This is a genomic window from Actinoplanes sp. NPDC051405, from assembly GCF_055586185.1.
Genome location: NZ_JBVJIR010000027.1, coordinates 51,471 through 67,253, shown reverse-complemented (window position 1 = coordinate 67,253; position 15,783 = coordinate 51,471). Strand labels below are relative to the sequence as shown.

At 71.6% G+C, this 15,783-nt stretch carries 16 protein-coding genes and 1 tRNA gene; 10 read left to right on the top strand and 7 right to left on the bottom strand.

The features are described 5' to 3' along the window. Window positions 1-316 precede the first annotated feature (316 nt). Genes ACZ6S4_RS40730 through ACZ6S4_RS40720 form a run of 3 tightly spaced genes read right to left on the bottom strand, consistent with a single transcriptional unit; the run spans window position 317 to window position 4,069 of the window. A complete protein-coding gene (locus tag ACZ6S4_RS40730) occupies window positions 317-1,987 on the bottom strand; it encodes a DUF885 domain-containing protein (protein WP_465480020.1) in 1,671 nt (556 codons plus the stop codon). A gap of 38 nt (window positions 1,988-2,025) precedes the next feature. Then, complete coding sequence (locus ACZ6S4_RS40725; protein WP_465480019.1) at window positions 2,026-3,093, bottom strand: PHP domain-containing protein; 1,068 nt, start codon at window positions 3,091-3,093, stop codon at window positions 2,026-2,028. 16 nt (window positions 3,094-3,109) lie between these two features. Beyond that, window positions 3,110-4,069 carry a hypothetical protein gene (locus tag ACZ6S4_RS40720; RefSeq protein ID WP_465480018.1) on the bottom strand — a complete coding sequence of 320 codons (960 nt, stop codon included), beginning with the start codon at window positions 4,067-4,069 and terminating at the stop codon, window positions 3,110-3,112. Window positions 4,070-4,210: 141 nt separating this feature from the next. Here ACZ6S4_RS40720 and ACZ6S4_RS40715 point away from each other — a divergent pair, with 141 nt between their 5' ends. Together ACZ6S4_RS40715 and mtnA are read left to right on the top strand one after the other, a co-directional pair. After that, on the top strand, window positions 4,211-6,052 hold the full coding sequence (locus tag ACZ6S4_RS40715; protein ID WP_465480017.1) for a M48 family metallopeptidase: 1,842 nt from the start codon (window positions 4,211-4,213) through the stop codon (window positions 6,050-6,052). 22 nt (window positions 6,053-6,074) lie between these two features. Beyond that, window positions 6,075-7,037, top strand: a complete 963-nt coding sequence (mtnA, locus tag ACZ6S4_RS40710; protein ID WP_465480016.1) for an S-methyl-5-thioribose-1-phosphate isomerase — start codon at window positions 6,075-6,077, stop codon at window positions 7,035-7,037. On the opposite strand, the gene ACZ6S4_RS40705 is transcribed toward mtnA, so the two are convergent. Then, the gene (locus ACZ6S4_RS40705; RefSeq protein ID WP_465480015.1) at window positions 7,034-7,606 is read right to left on the bottom strand and encodes a DinB family protein; all 573 of its coding nucleotides are present in this window, start codon (window positions 7,604-7,606) and stop codon (window positions 7,034-7,036) included. The genes mtnA and ACZ6S4_RS40705 overlap by 4 nt on opposite strands. 40 nt (window positions 7,607-7,646) lie before the next feature. Next, window positions 7,647-8,654: a prephenate dehydrogenase gene (locus ACZ6S4_RS40700; RefSeq protein ID WP_465480014.1), complete on the bottom strand. Its 1,008-nt coding sequence runs from the start codon at window positions 8,652-8,654 to the stop codon at window positions 7,647-7,649. A gap of 102 nt (window positions 8,655-8,756) precedes the next feature. Between ACZ6S4_RS40700 and ACZ6S4_RS40695 the strand changes: the two genes are divergently transcribed. After that, window positions 8,757-9,896 carry a PQQ-binding-like beta-propeller repeat protein gene (locus ACZ6S4_RS40695; RefSeq protein WP_465480013.1) on the top strand — a complete coding sequence of 380 codons (1,140 nt, stop codon included), beginning with the start codon at window positions 8,757-8,759 and terminating at the stop codon, window positions 9,894-9,896. A gap of 74 nt (window positions 9,897-9,970) precedes the next feature. Here the strand turns inward: ACZ6S4_RS40695 and ACZ6S4_RS40690 are convergent, their stop codons facing one another. Next, a complete protein-coding gene (locus tag ACZ6S4_RS40690) occupies window positions 9,971-10,723 on the bottom strand; it encodes a M23 family metallopeptidase (protein WP_465480012.1) in 753 nt (250 codons plus the stop codon). Window positions 10,724-10,817: 94 nt separating this feature from the next. Between ACZ6S4_RS40690 and ACZ6S4_RS40685 the strand changes: the two genes are divergently transcribed. The 4 genes from ACZ6S4_RS40685 to ACZ6S4_RS40670 all read left to right on the top strand — a co-directional run bounded on the left by ACZ6S4_RS40685 (window position 10,818) and on the right by ACZ6S4_RS40670 (window position 12,572). Continuing rightward, a complete protein-coding gene (locus ACZ6S4_RS40685; RefSeq protein ID WP_465480011.1) occupies window positions 10,818-11,204 on the top strand; it encodes a hypothetical protein in 387 nt (128 codons plus the stop codon). 67 nt (window positions 11,205-11,271) lie between these two features. After that, complete coding sequence (locus ACZ6S4_RS40680) at window positions 11,272-11,475, top strand: hypothetical protein (RefSeq protein WP_212987928.1); 204 nt, start codon at window positions 11,272-11,274, stop codon at window positions 11,473-11,475. Between the two features lie 129 nt (window positions 11,476-11,604). Continuing rightward, a complete protein-coding gene (locus ACZ6S4_RS40675) occupies window positions 11,605-12,126 on the top strand; it encodes a tRNA adenosine deaminase-associated protein (protein WP_465480010.1) in 522 nt (173 codons plus the stop codon). After that, complete coding sequence (locus tag ACZ6S4_RS40670; RefSeq protein ID WP_465480009.1) at window positions 12,126-12,572, top strand: nucleoside deaminase; 447 nt, start codon at window positions 12,126-12,128, stop codon at window positions 12,570-12,572. The genes ACZ6S4_RS40675 and ACZ6S4_RS40670 overlap by 1 nt, the downstream gene beginning before the upstream one ends. 15 nt (window positions 12,573-12,587) lie before the next feature. On the opposite strand, the gene deoD is transcribed toward ACZ6S4_RS40670, so the two are convergent. Then, window positions 12,588-13,295 (bottom strand): purine-nucleoside phosphorylase, encoded by a 708-nt coding sequence (gene deoD / locus ACZ6S4_RS40665; protein ID WP_465480008.1) that lies wholly within the window; start codon window positions 13,293-13,295, stop codon window positions 12,588-12,590. 108 nt (window positions 13,296-13,403) lie between these two features. On the opposite strand from deoD, the gene ACZ6S4_RS40660 reads away from it, so the two are divergent. The 3 genes from ACZ6S4_RS40660 to ACZ6S4_RS40650 form a co-directional block, all read left to right on the top strand. Further along, window positions 13,404-13,493, top strand: a tRNA-Ser gene (locus tag ACZ6S4_RS40660). Between the two features lie 197 nt (window positions 13,494-13,690). Then, window positions 13,691-14,098, top strand: a complete 408-nt coding sequence (locus ACZ6S4_RS40655; protein ID WP_465480007.1) for a hypothetical protein — start codon at window positions 13,691-13,693, stop codon at window positions 14,096-14,098. Continuing rightward, on the top strand, window positions 14,095-15,783 hold a 1,689-nt coding region (locus ACZ6S4_RS40650; protein ID WP_465480006.1), incomplete at its 3' end, for a tetratricopeptide repeat protein. The genes ACZ6S4_RS40655 and ACZ6S4_RS40650, both read left to right, overlap by 4 nt.

Sequence of the window (15,783 nt, the reverse complement as noted above, 5' to 3'; positions counted from 1 at the left end):
AGCGCGAAAACCGGCCTCTGCCAGCACCGGGACGGATAGAAAAGAATGCTCGGGGGTTGCCGTTCACAGCGCGGCGAACGAACTTCGCAGGGTCGTCCGGCGCTTGCTGGGTAGCCAGGAAAGCGTTCCACAATGGAAGCCGGTGGGGCCGTCCCGCATTGTCTCCGTTCGGTAACGAACACCTTACGTAGCGCTAAAATGATACGGAGAGTAGCGAGACGGACACAGTGTCCGTCTCGCGATGCGGACGATTTCATGAGAAAGCCCGCCCGGCGGAAGGCCGGGCGGGCCGTTCTGGCTGGTGTGGATCAAGCGCTCAGAGGCGGGCCAGCGCCTTCCGGAGCGGATCCAGGCCCAGAGCGCCGAGATCGAGCGCCTGCCGGTGGAAGACCTTGAGGTCGAAGTCGGCGCCCTTGCGGGCCTTCGCGTCCTCGCGGGCCTGCAGCCAGATCCGCTCGCCGACCTTGTACGACGGCGCCTGCCCCGGCCAGCCCAGGTACCGCTTCCACTCGAAGCGCAGCACCTCGGAGTTCATCCGGGTGTGCGCCCGCAGGAACTCCCAGCCCAGCTCGGGCGTCCAGCGCTCACCGGGGTGGAAGCCGAACGGGTTGTCGCGCGGGATCTCCAGCTCCAGGTGCATGCCGATGTCCACGATCACCCGGCTGGCCCGCAGCGCCTGGCCGTCGAGCATGCCCAGCCGGTCACCCGGGTCGGCCAGGTAACCGAGGTCGTCCATCAGGCGCTCGGCGTACAGGGCCCAGCCCTCGGCGTGCCCGGAGCAGAAGCAGAGCAGCCGCTGCCAGCGGTTGAGCAGCTCGGCGCGGTAGATCGTCTGGCCGATCTGCAGGTGATGACCCGGCACGCCCTCGTGGTAGACGGTGGTCACCTCCCGCCAGGTGGAGAACTCGGTCATGCCCTCCGGCACCGCCCACCACATCCGCCCGGGCCGGCTGAAGTCCTCGCTGGGCCCGGTGTAGTAGATGCCGCCGTCACTGGTCGGGGCCAGGCAGCACTCGATGGCCCGGACCGGCTCGGGGATGTCGAAGTGGGTGCCGTCGAGCGCCGACACCGCCTTGTCGGCCAGCGCCTGCATCCAGTCGCGGAAGGCCTCCTTGCCGGGGATGCGCCGGGCCGGGTCGGCGTCCAGCACCGCCACCGCCTCGTCGACGCTCGCGCCGGAGCCGGCGATCTCCCCCGCGACCACGCGCATCTCGCGCTCCAGCCGGGCCAGTTCCTCGAAGCCCCAGGCGTACGTCTCCTCCTGGTCCACCCGCGCACCCAGGAAGTACTGCGACGCGCGGGCGTAGCGCTCCGGCCCGGCCGCCTCCTTGTCCCGGCCGTGCGGGGCGAGCTCGGTGCGCAGGAACTCCCCGAAACCGGCCGTGGCGGCGGTGGCGGCCGCGGCGTTGCGCTGCAGCTCCGCCCCGAGCGTGCCGTCGGCGCCGAGCCCGTCGGTCAGCCGGTGGAAGAAGTTGTCCCGGGCCGGGTCCGTCCAGGCGTCGCACTGCTCGGCGACCTCGACCATCTGCACCCGCGCGCTGACGTTGCCCCGCGCGGCCTCCTCGAGCAGGGTCCGCTTGTACTGCTCCAGCGCCCGGGGGAAGCCGGCCAGGCGGGCCGAGATGTTCGCCAGCGCCTCCTCGCCCTGGGTCGGCATCAGGTCGAACACCATCCGCAGCCCGTGCAAGGGGCTGGAGATGACGTTGAGGTCGCTGGCTACGTCACCGGCGTCGTAGCGGGCCAGCTCGAGACCCAGACGCTCCTGCATCGCGTCCTTGGCCACGTGCTCGGACTCGGTCGCCGGCTCCAGCGGGTCCAGCCGGGCCAGCGTGCTCCGGGTCAGCTCGGCCTGGGCCGCGAAGCCGTCCGGCGAGAGATCGTCGAGCTCGGCGTCGTGGCCGGCCACGCCGATGAAGGTGGCGCCGGTCGGGTTGAGCGGAGCCCATTCGTCGACGTAATTGTTGGCGAGGTCATCAATCTGTCCCACGCGCCGACCCTACGGGAGCCACCGGCGCGGCGCGTCCCCTAATTACCGCCGGAGTGGCCGGCGGTCCACTCCAGCAGGCGGTCGGCCGGCCACGCATTCACCACCCGGTCCACCGGTACGCCGCACAGCGCCGCGCGCTCACAGCCGTACCGTTGCCAGTCGAGCTGGCCGGGCGCGTGCGCGTCGGTGTCGATGCTGAACAGGCAGCCCGCCTCCACCGCCACGGTCAGCATCCGCTTGGGCGGGTCGAGCCGGTCCGGCCGCGAGTTGATCTCCACCGCCTTGCCGTGCTCGACGCACGCGGCCAGCACCTTCTTGACGTCGAAGTCGCTCGGCGGGCGGGTCCGCCCGGCCCGGTGCCCCTTGTCGCCGGCGCCGGCCGCAGCCACCTTGCGGCCGGTCAGGTGGCCCAGGATGTCCAGGTGCGGGTTCTCGATCGCCGCCAGCATCCGGCGGGTCATCTTCGCCGAGTCGTCGCGCAGATTGCTGTGCACCGAACCGACGACCACGTCGAGGCGGGCCAGCAGCTCGTCCTCCTGGTCCAGCGAGCCGTCGGCCAGGATGTCCACCTCGATGCCGGTGAGGATCCGGAAGCCGTCGGGCAGCGCGTCGTTCAGCTTGGCCACGTGGTCGAGCTGGCGTCGCAACCGCGCGGCGGTCAGCCCGCGGGCCACGGTCAACCGGGGCGAGTGGTCGGTGAGGACCAGATACTCGTGGCCGAGCTCGACCGCGGCCAGCGCCATCTCCTCGATCGGGGAGCCACCGTCGGACCAGTCCGAATGGGCGTGGCAGTCCCCGCGCAGGGCCTCGCGCAGCGCCGCCGCGGCGCCCTGCAGATCCGTGCCCTCGGTGGTCGCCAGTCGCCGGAGGTAGGCCGGTTCCTCGCCGTTCAGCGACTCGGCGACGCACCTGGCGGTGACGTCGCCGACGCCGGACAGCTTCGACAGCGTGCCGGCGGCGACCCGCTCGGCCAGCTCCGCGGCGGGCAGGGCGGCGACCGTCGCGGCCGCGGACCGGAACGCCTTCACCCGGTACGTCGCCTCGTTCGCCCGTTCCAGCAGGAAGGCGATACGCCGCAGGTCAGCGACTGGATCACGAGATGCCATGGCGCCAGACTAGGTCTCAGGGGCGGCCGGCTGCTCGGTAAGCCTTGGCGCGGTAGCGGGTGTAGGCCCGTCCGGCGTCGCGGTAGTAGCCCCACGGCAGCTCGGTCGGCAGGTCGCCGATGGCGTCGAAACGCTCCGCCGCCGCCGCGTGGTCGCCCGCCAGGTGGAAGACCAGGGCGAACCAGCCGTCGGCGGTCTGGTGCCCCGGGATGCGGCGGAAATCCGGGTGCCGGACGGACTTGTCGGCGGCCGCGTGCACTTCCGCGCGCACCTCCGGCCGGGACAGGTAGTCCTCGGTGCTGCCGTCGGCCTGCAGGGCCGCCTCGAAGTGCGCCACCGCCACCATCGAGCCGAGCGAGCAGCCGGCCGGCATCAGGTCGACGGTGTCGCGGGCGAACGTCAGCGCCAGTTCGTCGCTGCCGCCCCACTTGGCGCACTTCTGCTGGAGCATCCGGGCGTGTGCGGCCCGGTGCCAGCGGTGCCGGGCGACGACCTCCTTGAAACGCCGTTCCGCCTCGTCGAGCCCGAGCTGGCGGCCGAGTGCCGTGGTGATCAGCTCGGCCCAGGCGGTGGCGTCCGCCGGGTCCCGGCTCACCGCCTCGTCCAGGCTGTCCTCGGCGATCTTGAGACGGCGGAAGAACGCGGCGAACTGCTCCTCGGAGACCGTGCTCGCCGTGCCGCTGCCGCGCGCCTCCCACGCCCACTGGACCGCGTGCGCGCCCTTGACCAGATACGGCAGTGCGGATTCCGGTTCAGCGGCGAGCCACTTGCCGATCCACGGCTGCGGTCCACTGCGGTCGGCCAGCACCCCGACGTAGAAGGCACGCAGGTCCTGATCCACGACGGGGGTCAGCACGGCCGAGACGGTGGACCAGTCGCCGCGGCCGGCCGCCTCGTCGAGCCGCCGGGCGGTCCCGTCGCCGAGACAGGGATCGATGACGGCAGCCGACCTGCCGGCGCGCTTGAACGGCCACATGGCGATGAGTCCTCCTCGGCTCCGGACGGGATGGTAGACGCGCGCGGACCGGCCCGGAAGGGGTTGCCGGGCGAAGATCGAGGTCGGTATCTTCCCTGCGCCGTCCGGTGCAGACGGGCGGTGCCACGGGGAGGAAACACCATGCTGCGCGCCGCCGCGTCCGTCTTCATGCTGTTCGGTTTTTATGTCGTCGCCCTGCTCCAGCTCGCCGCCGTGCTGGCGTTGGTGGTGTGGATCTCGACTGTCGGCAACGCCGGCGTCGGCATCAAACTCGGCCTGCCCCTGCTCTTCGCGGTGGGTGCCACCGGCGTCGGGCTGTGGCGGGCGATCCGGACCCAGCCGGAGCCGCTGCACGGCCTGATCGTCGCGCCGCACGACGCTCCCGAGCTCTGGGCCCTGGTGCACCACCTGGCCAACGAGGTGGGCACCCGTACGCCCGACGAGATCCGGCTGGTGCCCGAGGTCAACGCCGCGGTCAGCGAGGACACCAAGCTGCTCGGCCTGATCGGCGGCCGGCGCCGGCTGTACCTGGGCATGCCGCTGTTGCAGGCGATGAGCGTCGATCAGCTGCGCTCGGTCGTCGCGCACGAGCTGGGCCACTACTCCGGCAAGCACACCCGGCTGGGGGCGGTCGCGTACCGGGGGCGGCTCGCGATCGGGCACACCATCGGCCGGATCGGCCCGTGGAACCCGGTGGGCTGGACCTTCCGGGGTTACGCCCGGCTCTACCTGCTGGTCGACAACGCCGTCTCGCGCCGGCAGGAGCTGGACGCCGACCGGGCCTCGGTGCGGGTCGCCGGTCCCGACGTGGCCGTCGCCGCGCTGCGCGAGCTGCCGGTGATCGACGCGGCCTGGGGTTTCTACTTCGACCGGTACATCAACCAGGGCTGGGAGGCCGGCTTCGCGCCGGACGACTTCTTCGGCGGTTTCGGCCGGCTCGTCGCGGCCCGGCACGAGGAGCTCGCCAAGCTGCGCGACGACCAGCCCGAGGAGCACCGGTCCCGCTGGGACACGCACCCGTCGCAGACCGAGCGGATCGCCCTCATGCGGACCGCACCGCAGGTCGCGCATCCGGTGGACGGCCGGCCCGCCGCGATGCTGGTGCCCTCGATCACCACCGCCGGCATCGCCCTGCAGCGCGAGGTCGTCGACATCGGCAGCCGCCAGGTGCTGCCCTGGCCGCAGTTCACCGCGGCGGCGACCACCGCGGGCCTGCAGCGCAAGGCGGACCGGGTGTTCCGCTCGCTGGGCCGGCTCACCGGCACCGATGACCCGGGACTGGGCACCCTCTTCGACCTGGTGGCGGCCGGCCGGCTGGGCGAGCTGGCCGAGGAGTTCTACCCGAACGCCACCCGCAAGGAGGCGGCGGGCAAGTTCGTCGGCGCGATGGACATGCTGTTCACGCTGGCGGCGGTCCGTTCCGGCACGGCGTACTGGCGGCACTCGTGGACCGAGCCGGTCACGCTGGTCGACGCGCACGGCGCCGAGCTGGACTACGAGGAGATCGCGAAGCTGGCCGTCTCGCCGGCCACGCTCGAGGAGGCCCGGGCCCGGCTGGCCGAGGCCGGCATCCGGGTCGAGGCGGCGGCGATCGTCGAGCGCCGGGCCACCGCGAGCGGCTCCGACATCATCGGCGCGATGGCCAACCTCAAGGTCGACGGCCTGCACACCGACCTGGTGCTGCTGGACCGGGGCCTGGTCCTGGTGCCCGCGCCCAAGTCGACCGACAACGGCAAGGACCGGCTGCGCGCCCTGCTGACGTCCGGGCCGGTGGAGGAGCTCGCGACCCGCTTCCGCTTCCTGCCGTACGAGGAGCTCGTCGCGGCCACCATCACCAAGCGCACCCCGGTGAAGGCGGAACTGCGCACGCACGCCGGCGTGACGGTCACCGTCGAGGAGCGCTGGACCGGGGAGCAGCTCGGCGAGAGCCGGGACGCCCTGCTCGGCGTGCTGGACCGGATCGCGGACCGCTCGGTGGTCTGAGCCGGTTGGTTAGGCTCCGCCCATGCGGACGATCGACTGGGTGGACGACGCCATCGAGATCATCGACCAGACGGCGCTGCCGGGTGAGGTGCGCGTGCTGCGGCTCACCACGGTCGCCGAGCTGGTCGCGGCGATCCGGTCGCTGGCGGTGCGCGGGGCGCCGGCGCTGGGGGTGGCCGGGGCTTTCGGGGTGGCACTGGCAGCGCGGCAGTTCGCCGGGGACGAGCGGGCGCGGGCTGACGCCGTACAGCTGGTGGAGCATGCCCGGCCGACTGCCGTGAACCTCGCCCGCGGCGCCCGGCGGGCAGCGGCGCGGCTCGCCGCCGGGCCGCCGGCCGTGCTGGCCGAGGCGTGCGCGGTGCGCGACGAGGAGATCGCCGCCTCGGCCGCGATGGCCGCTCTCGGCGCCGACCTGATGGTCGAGCTGTGCGGCGCGCGGCCGCGGCTGCTGACCCACTGCAACACCGGTGGGCTGGCCGCGGTGACCGGCGGCACCGCCCTGGGGGTAGTGACCGAGCTGCACCGCCGGGGCGCCCTGGCCGGGGTCATCGCCAGTGAGACCCGGCCGTTGTTGCAGGGGGCCCGGCTGACCGCGTGGGAGCTGCGGGAGGCCGGCATCGACTTCCGCGTCGCGGTGGACTCGGCCGGACCGTTCCTGCTGGCCCGCGGCGAGGCCGACGCGGTGATCCTGGGCGCGGACCGGATCTGCGCGAACGGCGACGTGATCAACAAGGTCGGCAGCTACGCGCACGCGCTCGGCGCCCGCCGGGCCGGCCTGCCGTTTGTCGTGGTCGCCCCGGAGTCGACTGTGGACCTGGACACCCCGGACGGTGCCGCGGTGGAGATCGAGGACCGGGGCGCGGCCGAGGTCACCGACTATGCGGCCGCGGTCAACCCGGCGTTCGACGTCACCCCGTACGACCTGGTGACCGCGATCGTGACGGACCGCCGGGTGATCCGCCTCGACCGCGGCGAGCGGCCCTAGGCGGCGGGCTGCCAGGGCTTCATCCAGGGCGACTCCGGCCAGCCCTCGGCGGCGGCCATGATCGGGTACGCGGTCCCGCCGTCCACCGACTCCCGGATGATGTCGGCGTGCCCCGCGTGCCGGGCCGTCTCCTGGATGAGGTGCAGCAACACCCAGCGCACCGACCAGTTGTCCAGGTCCTTGGGGTTCCACGGCACGGAGTGGTCGACCGGCACGGCCCGGTCGAGGTCGCCGATCTCCGCGACGGTCTTTTCGGTGCGGGCGGCGATCCGGTCGTACCGGGCGAAGACCTCGTCGATCGTCTCGCCGTCGCTGAGCGCGAAGTTCTCCTCGTACGCGGTGTAGTCCAGCTCGCGGGGCTCACGGCGGACGACGTCGATCCAGCCCTCCTCGATGGACGCACAGTGCTTGATCAGGCCGCCGACGGTGAGCGGGCTGGCCGTGGGCGTGGCGCGCAACTGCTCGGGGCTGAGGCCGTACGCGGTCAGCCTGATGACGTACCGCATCTGGGCGAGGTACGCGAGCAGGCCCTCCTGCTCGTTGGCAATGGCTCCGACCTGACCAGGCATGACCTGTCTCCTGTTCCGTTGTCCGGCTTACCGCCTGAGCCTAGGAACTATTGCGGTCACTTCCTGGCCGCATTGTCGAGACATTGTCGTCGCGTACGGCCGTCACCCAGCCCCCGGCCCGGCCCAGCGCGAGCAGCGGGCCCGGCTCGGCTGCCAGCTCCGCCGTCTCGCCAGGGGCCGCGGGCCAGGCCCGGCGGAGGTCGCTCGGCACCCGCAGCCGCTCGGTGAGGGCCGCGATCGGATCCGGCGCGGCCAGCTCCCGGCCGTAGCTCTGCAACTCGGCGATCATCCCGTCCAGCACCTCCTGGACGGCCGGAGCATTGCCGCCGCACATGGCCGCGATGAGGTCCGGCCGGGTGCCGGCCACCCGGGTGCCGTCCCGGAACGAGCCGGCGGCCAGCGTGCCCGCCAGCGGATTGCCGGCCAGCACCGTGCTCAGCGCGGCGGCCAGCAGGTGCGGCACGTGGCTGATCTCGGCGACCGTCCGGTCGTGCTCGGCGGCGGTGACGGGCACGACGCGGGCGCCCAGCGTGGTGCAGAGGCGGGCCAGCGTCAGCCAGTCGGCCAGGTCGATGCCGTCCTCCTCCAGGCAGAGCACCCAGGCGCAGCCGTCGAACAGGTCGGGGTCGGAGGCGAGGAAGCCGGACGACTCCTTGCCGGCCATCGGGTGCCCGCCGACGAACCGGCGGCCGCGGAGCAGGTCGCGCACCGGACCCTTGACCGAGGTGACGTCGGTGATCAGACCGGGGTGGCCGGCCAGCTCGGCCAGCACGCCGGGCAGCGCCGGGAGCGGCACGGCCAGCACGACCAGCTCGGCGTCCTCGACGGCTTCCGGGATGCTCTCGGCCACCTGCCAGTCGCCCTTGATGACGATGGTCCGGGTGCCCGGATCGGCGGCGGGCGGCAGCTCGGCCGCCTTGGCCAGGCCTCGCGCGGCCTCCCGGGTCTGCCGGCCGGCGTCGTAGCCGACGACGTGGTGGCCGTGGGCGGCCAGGGCCCGCAGGAGCGAGCCGCCGATGAGACCGAGGCCGATGACTGCGACGTTCACGCGGCAGACTCTCGCACACGATCGGCATCAGCCGTACGGACCTGTCGGTTTTGGTCCGTTTCGCCACTGGTCGGGGATGATCGCCGCCCTTACGGTGATCATGTGACGTACACGGACAAACTGGCCTTTATCGGCGTGGTGGGCGCGGCCATCGCCATGCTCGCCGCGCCGGCGCAGGCGGCACCGTCGGAATCACCGGACGCCGTCCCGAGCTTCAACGGGACGGTGCTGGCTGTCGCGTACTCCGGCAGCACCGTCTACGTCGGCGGCGACTTCACCGCCGCCGTCGTCAAGGGCAAGGCGGTCGCGCGCAGCCGGCTCGCCGCGGTCAACGCGGTCACCGGTGAGCTGCTGCCCTGGGCACCCGTCGCGGACGGCCGGGTCAAGGCGATCGCCACCAGCGGCTCGGCCGTGTACGTCGGCGGGGACTTCGGCACAGTCGGTGGCCAGCGCCGCGACAGCCTGGCCCGGCTCGACGGACGCAGTGGCGCCGTCGCCGGCACCTTCAAGCACACCATCGAGGGCCGCCCGTACGCGCTGGCCACCACCGGAAGCCGGCTCTACCTCGGTGGCTCGATCACCAAGGTCAACGGGCAGAGCCGTACCCGGCTGGCCGCCTTCAGCCTGACCACCGGGGCTCTGGACACCAGGTGGAAGCCGACTGCGGACGACCAGGTCGAGGCGCTGGCCACCGGCGGCGGCCGGGTCTACGCCGGCGGCAAGTTCCACAAGGTCAACGGCACGAGCGGGTACGACCGGCTGGTGGCGCTGGACCCGTCCTCGGCCGCGATCGTCACCAGTTTCAAGCCGAAGCCGCCGGTGATCACCTTCGCGGTGGCGGTCACCTCGACCGGCGTCTACACCGCGCACGGCGGCCAGGGCGGCGCGGCCAGCAGCTACAGCACCACCGGGGTCAAGCGGTGGACGGCCACCTTCGACGGCAACGCCCAGGCGATCGGCGTGCTGGGCGACACCGTCTACGTCGGCGGGCACTTCGACCGGGCGTGCCGGACCGCGCGTACCGGAAGTCAGGGCACCTGCCTGGACGGCTCCGACGACCGCATCAAGCTCGCCGCCCTCGCCACCACCGACGGCCACCTGCGCGACTGGACCGCCGACGCGAACGGCGTCGACGGCGTGCTGGCCATGGCCGTGCAACCCGGCCTCGGCGCGCTCGCCGTGGGTGGCGCCTTCACCACGATCGGCGGGCGGTCACAGAAACGCTTCGCGCAGTTCGGCTGAGCCGATCCCAGAAAGCTTTATCCGCACGGCGGGGCCGCATCTCTTGGGCGAGGGATGCGGCCCTGTGCTGTGCGTCAGGCCTTGCAGTTGTGCGACTTCTTCCACTTCGCGACCGTGGCGACCGGGCTCTTGTTGCCCTTCGCCCGCCAGGACTTGAGGAAGGTCGCCGGCCACACCACGCCGCGGCGAACCTTCCAGTCGCCGGTCTTGGCGCACGGCGGGGAGATGCCGTAGTGCAGGTGGCACACGTTGTTGGCGTTGCCGGTGCGGCCGACCTTGCCGAGCTGCTGGCCGGTCTTGACCCGGACACCGGCCTTGATCCCGGTCTGCACCTTGCTGAGGTGCGAGCCGTAGTAGCGCACGCCGTCGTCGCCGAGGATCGACACCGACAGGCCGCCGTTGAGCGGGCCGTCCGGCGCACCCTTCACGTACTGGTCCTTGCGGCTGACCTCGAGCACCACGCCGCTGGTCGTCGCCACCACGGTCTCGCCGCAGTCGGCGAAGATGTCCGTCGCCGGATACTTCGCGTGCGTGGGGTGGAAGGCCACGTTGGACGCCTTGACCGGGAAGGCGTACTTCAGCCCGGCCGGCGCCGTCGCGGGCGCCTTGCTGGGCGTCTTCTTCGGGGTGGCCGAGGACGTCACCGTGCCCGCCGGCGCCTTCTCCGGGGTGCCGGCCGGGTCCGGCGTGGGAACAGCCGACGCCGTCCGCGACGGCTCCAGGAACTGCGGCGCGCTGGTGGTCGTGGGCGCGTCGCCCGGCGAGCCGCAGGCCGCGAGCGAGAACGCCGCGACGGTCAGGACCGAGAGGGTACGCAGGGAAAGCACCGGGCCATCCTGGCAGACGCCAACAGTTCCCGCTGACCCAGCGGGGGTGGATAGGCTGGCCGGGGATCGTCCGACCCCGCCGGATGGAGGCGACATGGCCGAACAGCACGGGGCCTGGCCCGCAGCGGCGCAGCCACCCGCCGGCTGGCTGCCCGACCGTCCGTCCGCGCCCGCCGGCCTGCCCCCGCGGCCGGTCTACCGCGAGCCACACCCGATCGCGGTCGCCCCGCTGCTCTCCGGCGTGGGCGCGACGCTGGTCTGGTTCGCCCTCTTCGGCAGCCTCGGCCGCGACCTGGCCGGCTACGCGTGGTGGACGGTTACCGCCGCCGTCTCGGCCTGGGCGGTCGCCATCGTGCTGGCGGTGCTGGGCGATCGTGGCGTCGCGACCGGCGTGGGCCTCGCGGCGGGCATCGGCCTGTCGATCGCCGGGGGTTTTGTGACAGCCCGGTGGATCTCCACGAACGACTGGCCGCTGTGGTGAATGTCCAGCTCTGCACCCCCTTGTCATCGACGAACCGTGCCCCTGTGGTGGCGCAGCGCACTCGGCCTTGACGAACGTCGCGCGGCTGGGCACGCTCGGCCTCATGGCCCACGTACCGCAACGGCTCGACCCCGATCGTCGCCGTCGCCGACTGGAGCTTCTGGCCGCACTGGCCGATGCCAAGTCCGCCCGCGAGCACAGCCAGCCGCAACGCCTGCGCGGCGCCCGGCTCCGCGAACTGATCGCGAATCGACGCCGCCACGCCAACTGAGCTCACCCGCGGCGGAAAACCCATGCAAGTTCGTTACATAGCTACTCCCTTCGGGGCGTGGCGCGGCATCAGCGGCGCACCACCGGCTACCGTCAGGCGCTGAGGACCGCAGGTTTCGTGGGGGGATTCGTGTCGACTTTCGCTGCCGCCGTCGCCCGGGGCAAGAACGGCTGGACGGCATCCGAGCTCCAGCTCACCGGCGTCGCCGACCTCGACGAGGTGGTGGACCGGCTGCGTGACGCCGAGCCGGACGCCGAGTTGTCGCTGTTGTTCGTCGAGGCCGACGACCAGTATCTGGTGATTCTGCGCCTGGACGAAGGCGAGGACGTCCGGGTGTTCTGCTCCGACTCGGCGTTCGCCGACGAGTCGCGGCTCGGCGCACTGCTGCTCGCCGACGTCGAGACGCCGGCGCTGGAGCTCGACGACCTGGCCGCACCGAGCGCCGATGACGACGACGAGGACGACCGGCCGGCCGCCGACCCCGACGCCGACCCGGTGGGCGACGTCGAGCTGCTCGCCGACCTGGGGGTCAGCTCGCACCGGCTGCTGACGCTCTGCGGGCTCGAAGGCATGCTCCCGGCCGACGTGACCGCGGAGATCTGCCAGCAGCTCGGCTGCGGCGACGAGCTGGAAGAGCTGCGCGAGGTCTGATGCTCCGCCCCCAGCACGAGACCTGGATGCGACGGGCCCTGTCCGTCGCGTCCGCCTCGGCGGAGGACGTGCCGGTGGGTGCGGTCGTCTACGGCCCGGACGGCGCCGAGCTGGCCGCGGCCGGCAACGAACGCGAGCTGACCGGCGACCCGACCGCGCACGCGGAGATCATCGCGTTGCGGCGGGCCGCCGTCCTGACCGGAAGCTGGCGGCTGACCGGCTGCACCCTCGTGGTGACCCTGGAGCCGTGCACGATGTGCGCCGGGGCGCTGGTGCTGGCCCGGGTGTCCCGGCTCGTCTTCGGCGCCTGGGAGCCGAAGACGGGCGCGGTGGGCTCGCTCTGGGACGTGGTCCGGGACCGCAGGCTGACCCACCGGCCCGAGGTCTACGCGGGCATCCTCGAGGACGAATGCGCCACGCTGCTCCGGGACTTCTTCCGGTCCTAGGCTCTTGTCTCGGTCTTACGCGATGGCGGTGTCCAGGCCGATCTGCACCATGTCGGAGAAGCCCTGCTCGCGCTGGGCGGAATCCATCTTGTCGCCGCGCTTGATGTGGTCGCTGACGGTCAGGATGGTCAGCGCCTTGGCGCCGTACCGGGCCGCGATCGTGTAGATGGCGGCCGACTCCATCTCGACGGCGAGCACGCCGTAGTCGGCCAGCGTGTCGTACAGGTCCGGCCGGTCGGTGTAGAACGCGTCCGCGGCCAGGATCGGGCCGACCCGCAGCGCGACACCGCGCCGGTCGGCGACATCGGCCGCGGTACGCAGCAGCGTGAAGTCCGCCACCGGCGCGTAGTCGACCAGCCCGTCGAACCGCACCCGGTTCATGTTCGAGTCGGTGGCGGACCCGATCGCGGCGATGACATCACCGAGGTTCAGATCCATGGCGAGCGCCCCGCACGACCCGATCCGGATCAGCGACCGGGCGCCGTACTCGTTGATCAGCTCGTGGGTGTAGATCGAGGCCGACGGCATGCCCATGCCGGACCCCTGGACGGAGACCCGCACGCCCTGCCAGGTGCCGGTGAAACCCAGCATGCCCCGCACCTGCGTGTAACAGACGGGATCGGTCAGGAACGTCTCGGCGATCCACTTCGCCCGCATGGGGTCACCCGGTAGGAGGACCCGCTCGGCGATGTCGCCCGGCTGCGCGCCGATGTGCACACTCATGGTCGAGATCCTGCCAGGCGGGCCCGGGCGAGGTGTCACGACCTCGCGCTTTGCCCGGGTGGGTAACCCGGCGGCGGACCCGGTGAGCCATCCGGTAATCTACTGCGCGGTGGTGTGTCCGAGCGGCCTAAGGAGCACGCCTCGAAAGCGTGTGAGGGTGCAAGCCCTCCAAGGGTTCAAATCCCTTCACCACCGCCAGCAACAGGCGTAACGCCCGATCGACCCGCAGGGGCCGGCCGGGCGTTACGTCGTTCAGGGCTCCGTCGTCTCAGTTCGCGTCTGCTCAGCAGCATCCCGGATGGTCGCTCGTGAGAGTGCGCCGGTTGTGTAGAGCTGCTACACCTACCGTGGTAACTCTGCGCGTTGGGATGGTGACTGCAGTGGATCTTGTTGGGTTGTCGGCGGCGGTGGTGCCGTATGCGTCGGCGGCGGTGGCGGCGTACGGCGGTGCGGTGGTGCAGCGGGTCACGGATGCGGCGGTGGACGGCGGCGCGGACGCTACGGTGGGGTGGGGAACGCGTCTGCTGGGCCGGTTGTTCGCCTCGGGCCGTGGGCCACAGGTCGCTGAGGCGGTACAGGAGTTGGTGCCGGATCCGGCGGACGAGGCGTCGCTGGCGCTGTTGCGGGCGCAGGTGTTGAAGGCATTGACGGCTGATCCGCAGTTGGTGGCTGAGCTGACGGCGATGGTGCGAGAGGCCGGCGCCGGTGGTGACCAGTACACGGTCACGGTGACCTCCAGCAGCGGCTTTCAGATCGGCTCGCACAACACGCAGACGAACGTGACCAGGCCGCCCGGCCAATGAGCACCGGCCCGACTGGACCCGAACCGGCCGACGCCACCTACCGCGCCGAGGTCGCCGGCAGCAGCGGCTTTCAGGTCGGCTCCGGCAACACACAAATCAACGTTGATGTTGACCCTGCGACGCTGCCGCCACCGCAGACACTCGGTGGCGGCGATGGCGACGGGGTGCCGCACAATCTACCGCTGGCGTCGGCGGTGTTCGAGGGCCGGAGTGTTGCCGAGCTCGCTGGCCTGTTCGGCGACACGGGCGCGGGCGTTGTGGTGGGTCAGGCAGCGGTGCACGGGCTGGGCGGGATCGGTAAGAGCGAGTTGGCCAACCAGTACGCGCGGGCGTTTCTGAGCCGGTATCGGTTGGTGTGGTGGGTCACGGCCGAGAATCGGCAGGCGGTCGGGTTGGGGTTGTCGGCGTTGACGGCGCGGTTGCATCCGGTGGCGACTTTGGCGGATGCGCAGACATGGGCGTTGGGCTGGTTGCAGTCGCACTTCGGCTGGTTGTTGGTGCTCGACAACGTCGAAGACCTCGCCGACATCGCTGATCTGCTCGGCGTGGTGGCCGGGCGCGGGCAGGTGCTGGTGACCACGCGCCGGAATCTGGGTGCCCAGTGGCGGCGGCTGGGCCTGAAGACGCTGCAACTGGAGGTACTCGATCGGGCGGCCAGCGTCCGGATGCTGGGTGAGTTGACCGGCCTCGACGACGCAGCCGGGGCGGGCCGGCTGGCTCAGGCGTTGGGGGATCTGCCGCTGGGGTTACGCCAGGCTGCCGCGTATGTCAGCCAGCACGAGGGGATGACCTTCGACGACTACATCCAGTTGCTGGCCGAGGAGTTCGACCGGGCCGCCGGTGACCCTGGCGAGGGAGACTCCGGCCAGGCCACGGTCGCGGCCGTGTGGGCGGTGACCATGACCGCTATCGAGCGCAAGAACCCGCTCGCGATCAGGGTGTTGGAGGTCCTGGCCTGGTTCAGCGCCGACGAGCTACCCGAGACCGTGGTGTCTCCGCTGGCCGACGACCCACGTGGTGTCGGTGATGCGCTGGCCGTGCTGGCGTCGTATTCGATGATCACGCGCCGTTCGGGTGCGGTGACGGTGCACCGGCTGGTCCAGGCTGTCACCCGCAGCGCGGCCACGACCGCCGAAAAAGGGGACACAGTCCGCGATAAGGCGGTCAGGTTACTTGCGGATGCGGCGCCGGACGATCCAATCAACAATGTCGCCGGGTGGCCGCTGTGGGCGGCGCTGCTACCGCATGTAGGAGCACTTGCCGAGCGCATGCCCGCTGACCACGACTCCACAACGATGCTGTATCTGCAGGATAGGGCCGCGACCTACCAGGAGCATCAAGGCAACTTCAGCAGCGCGATCACCGTATTCGAGCAGGCCCTCACCGACAGTGAACGGATCCTCGGCCCCGAACATCCCGACTCTCTGACCGTCCGCGCCAACCTCGCCTCCTGCTACTTGCAGGCGGGCCGCACCGATGACGCGGTCACTATCTTCGAGCAGGTCCTCGCCGACCGTGAACGGATCCTCGGCCCCGAACACCCCCACACTCTGAACGCCCGCGCCAACCTCGCCTCCTGCTACTTGCGGGCGGGCCGCACCGATGACGCGGTCACTATCTTCGAGCAGGTCCTCGCCGACCGTGAACGGATCCTCGGCCCCGAACACCCCCACACTCTGAACGCC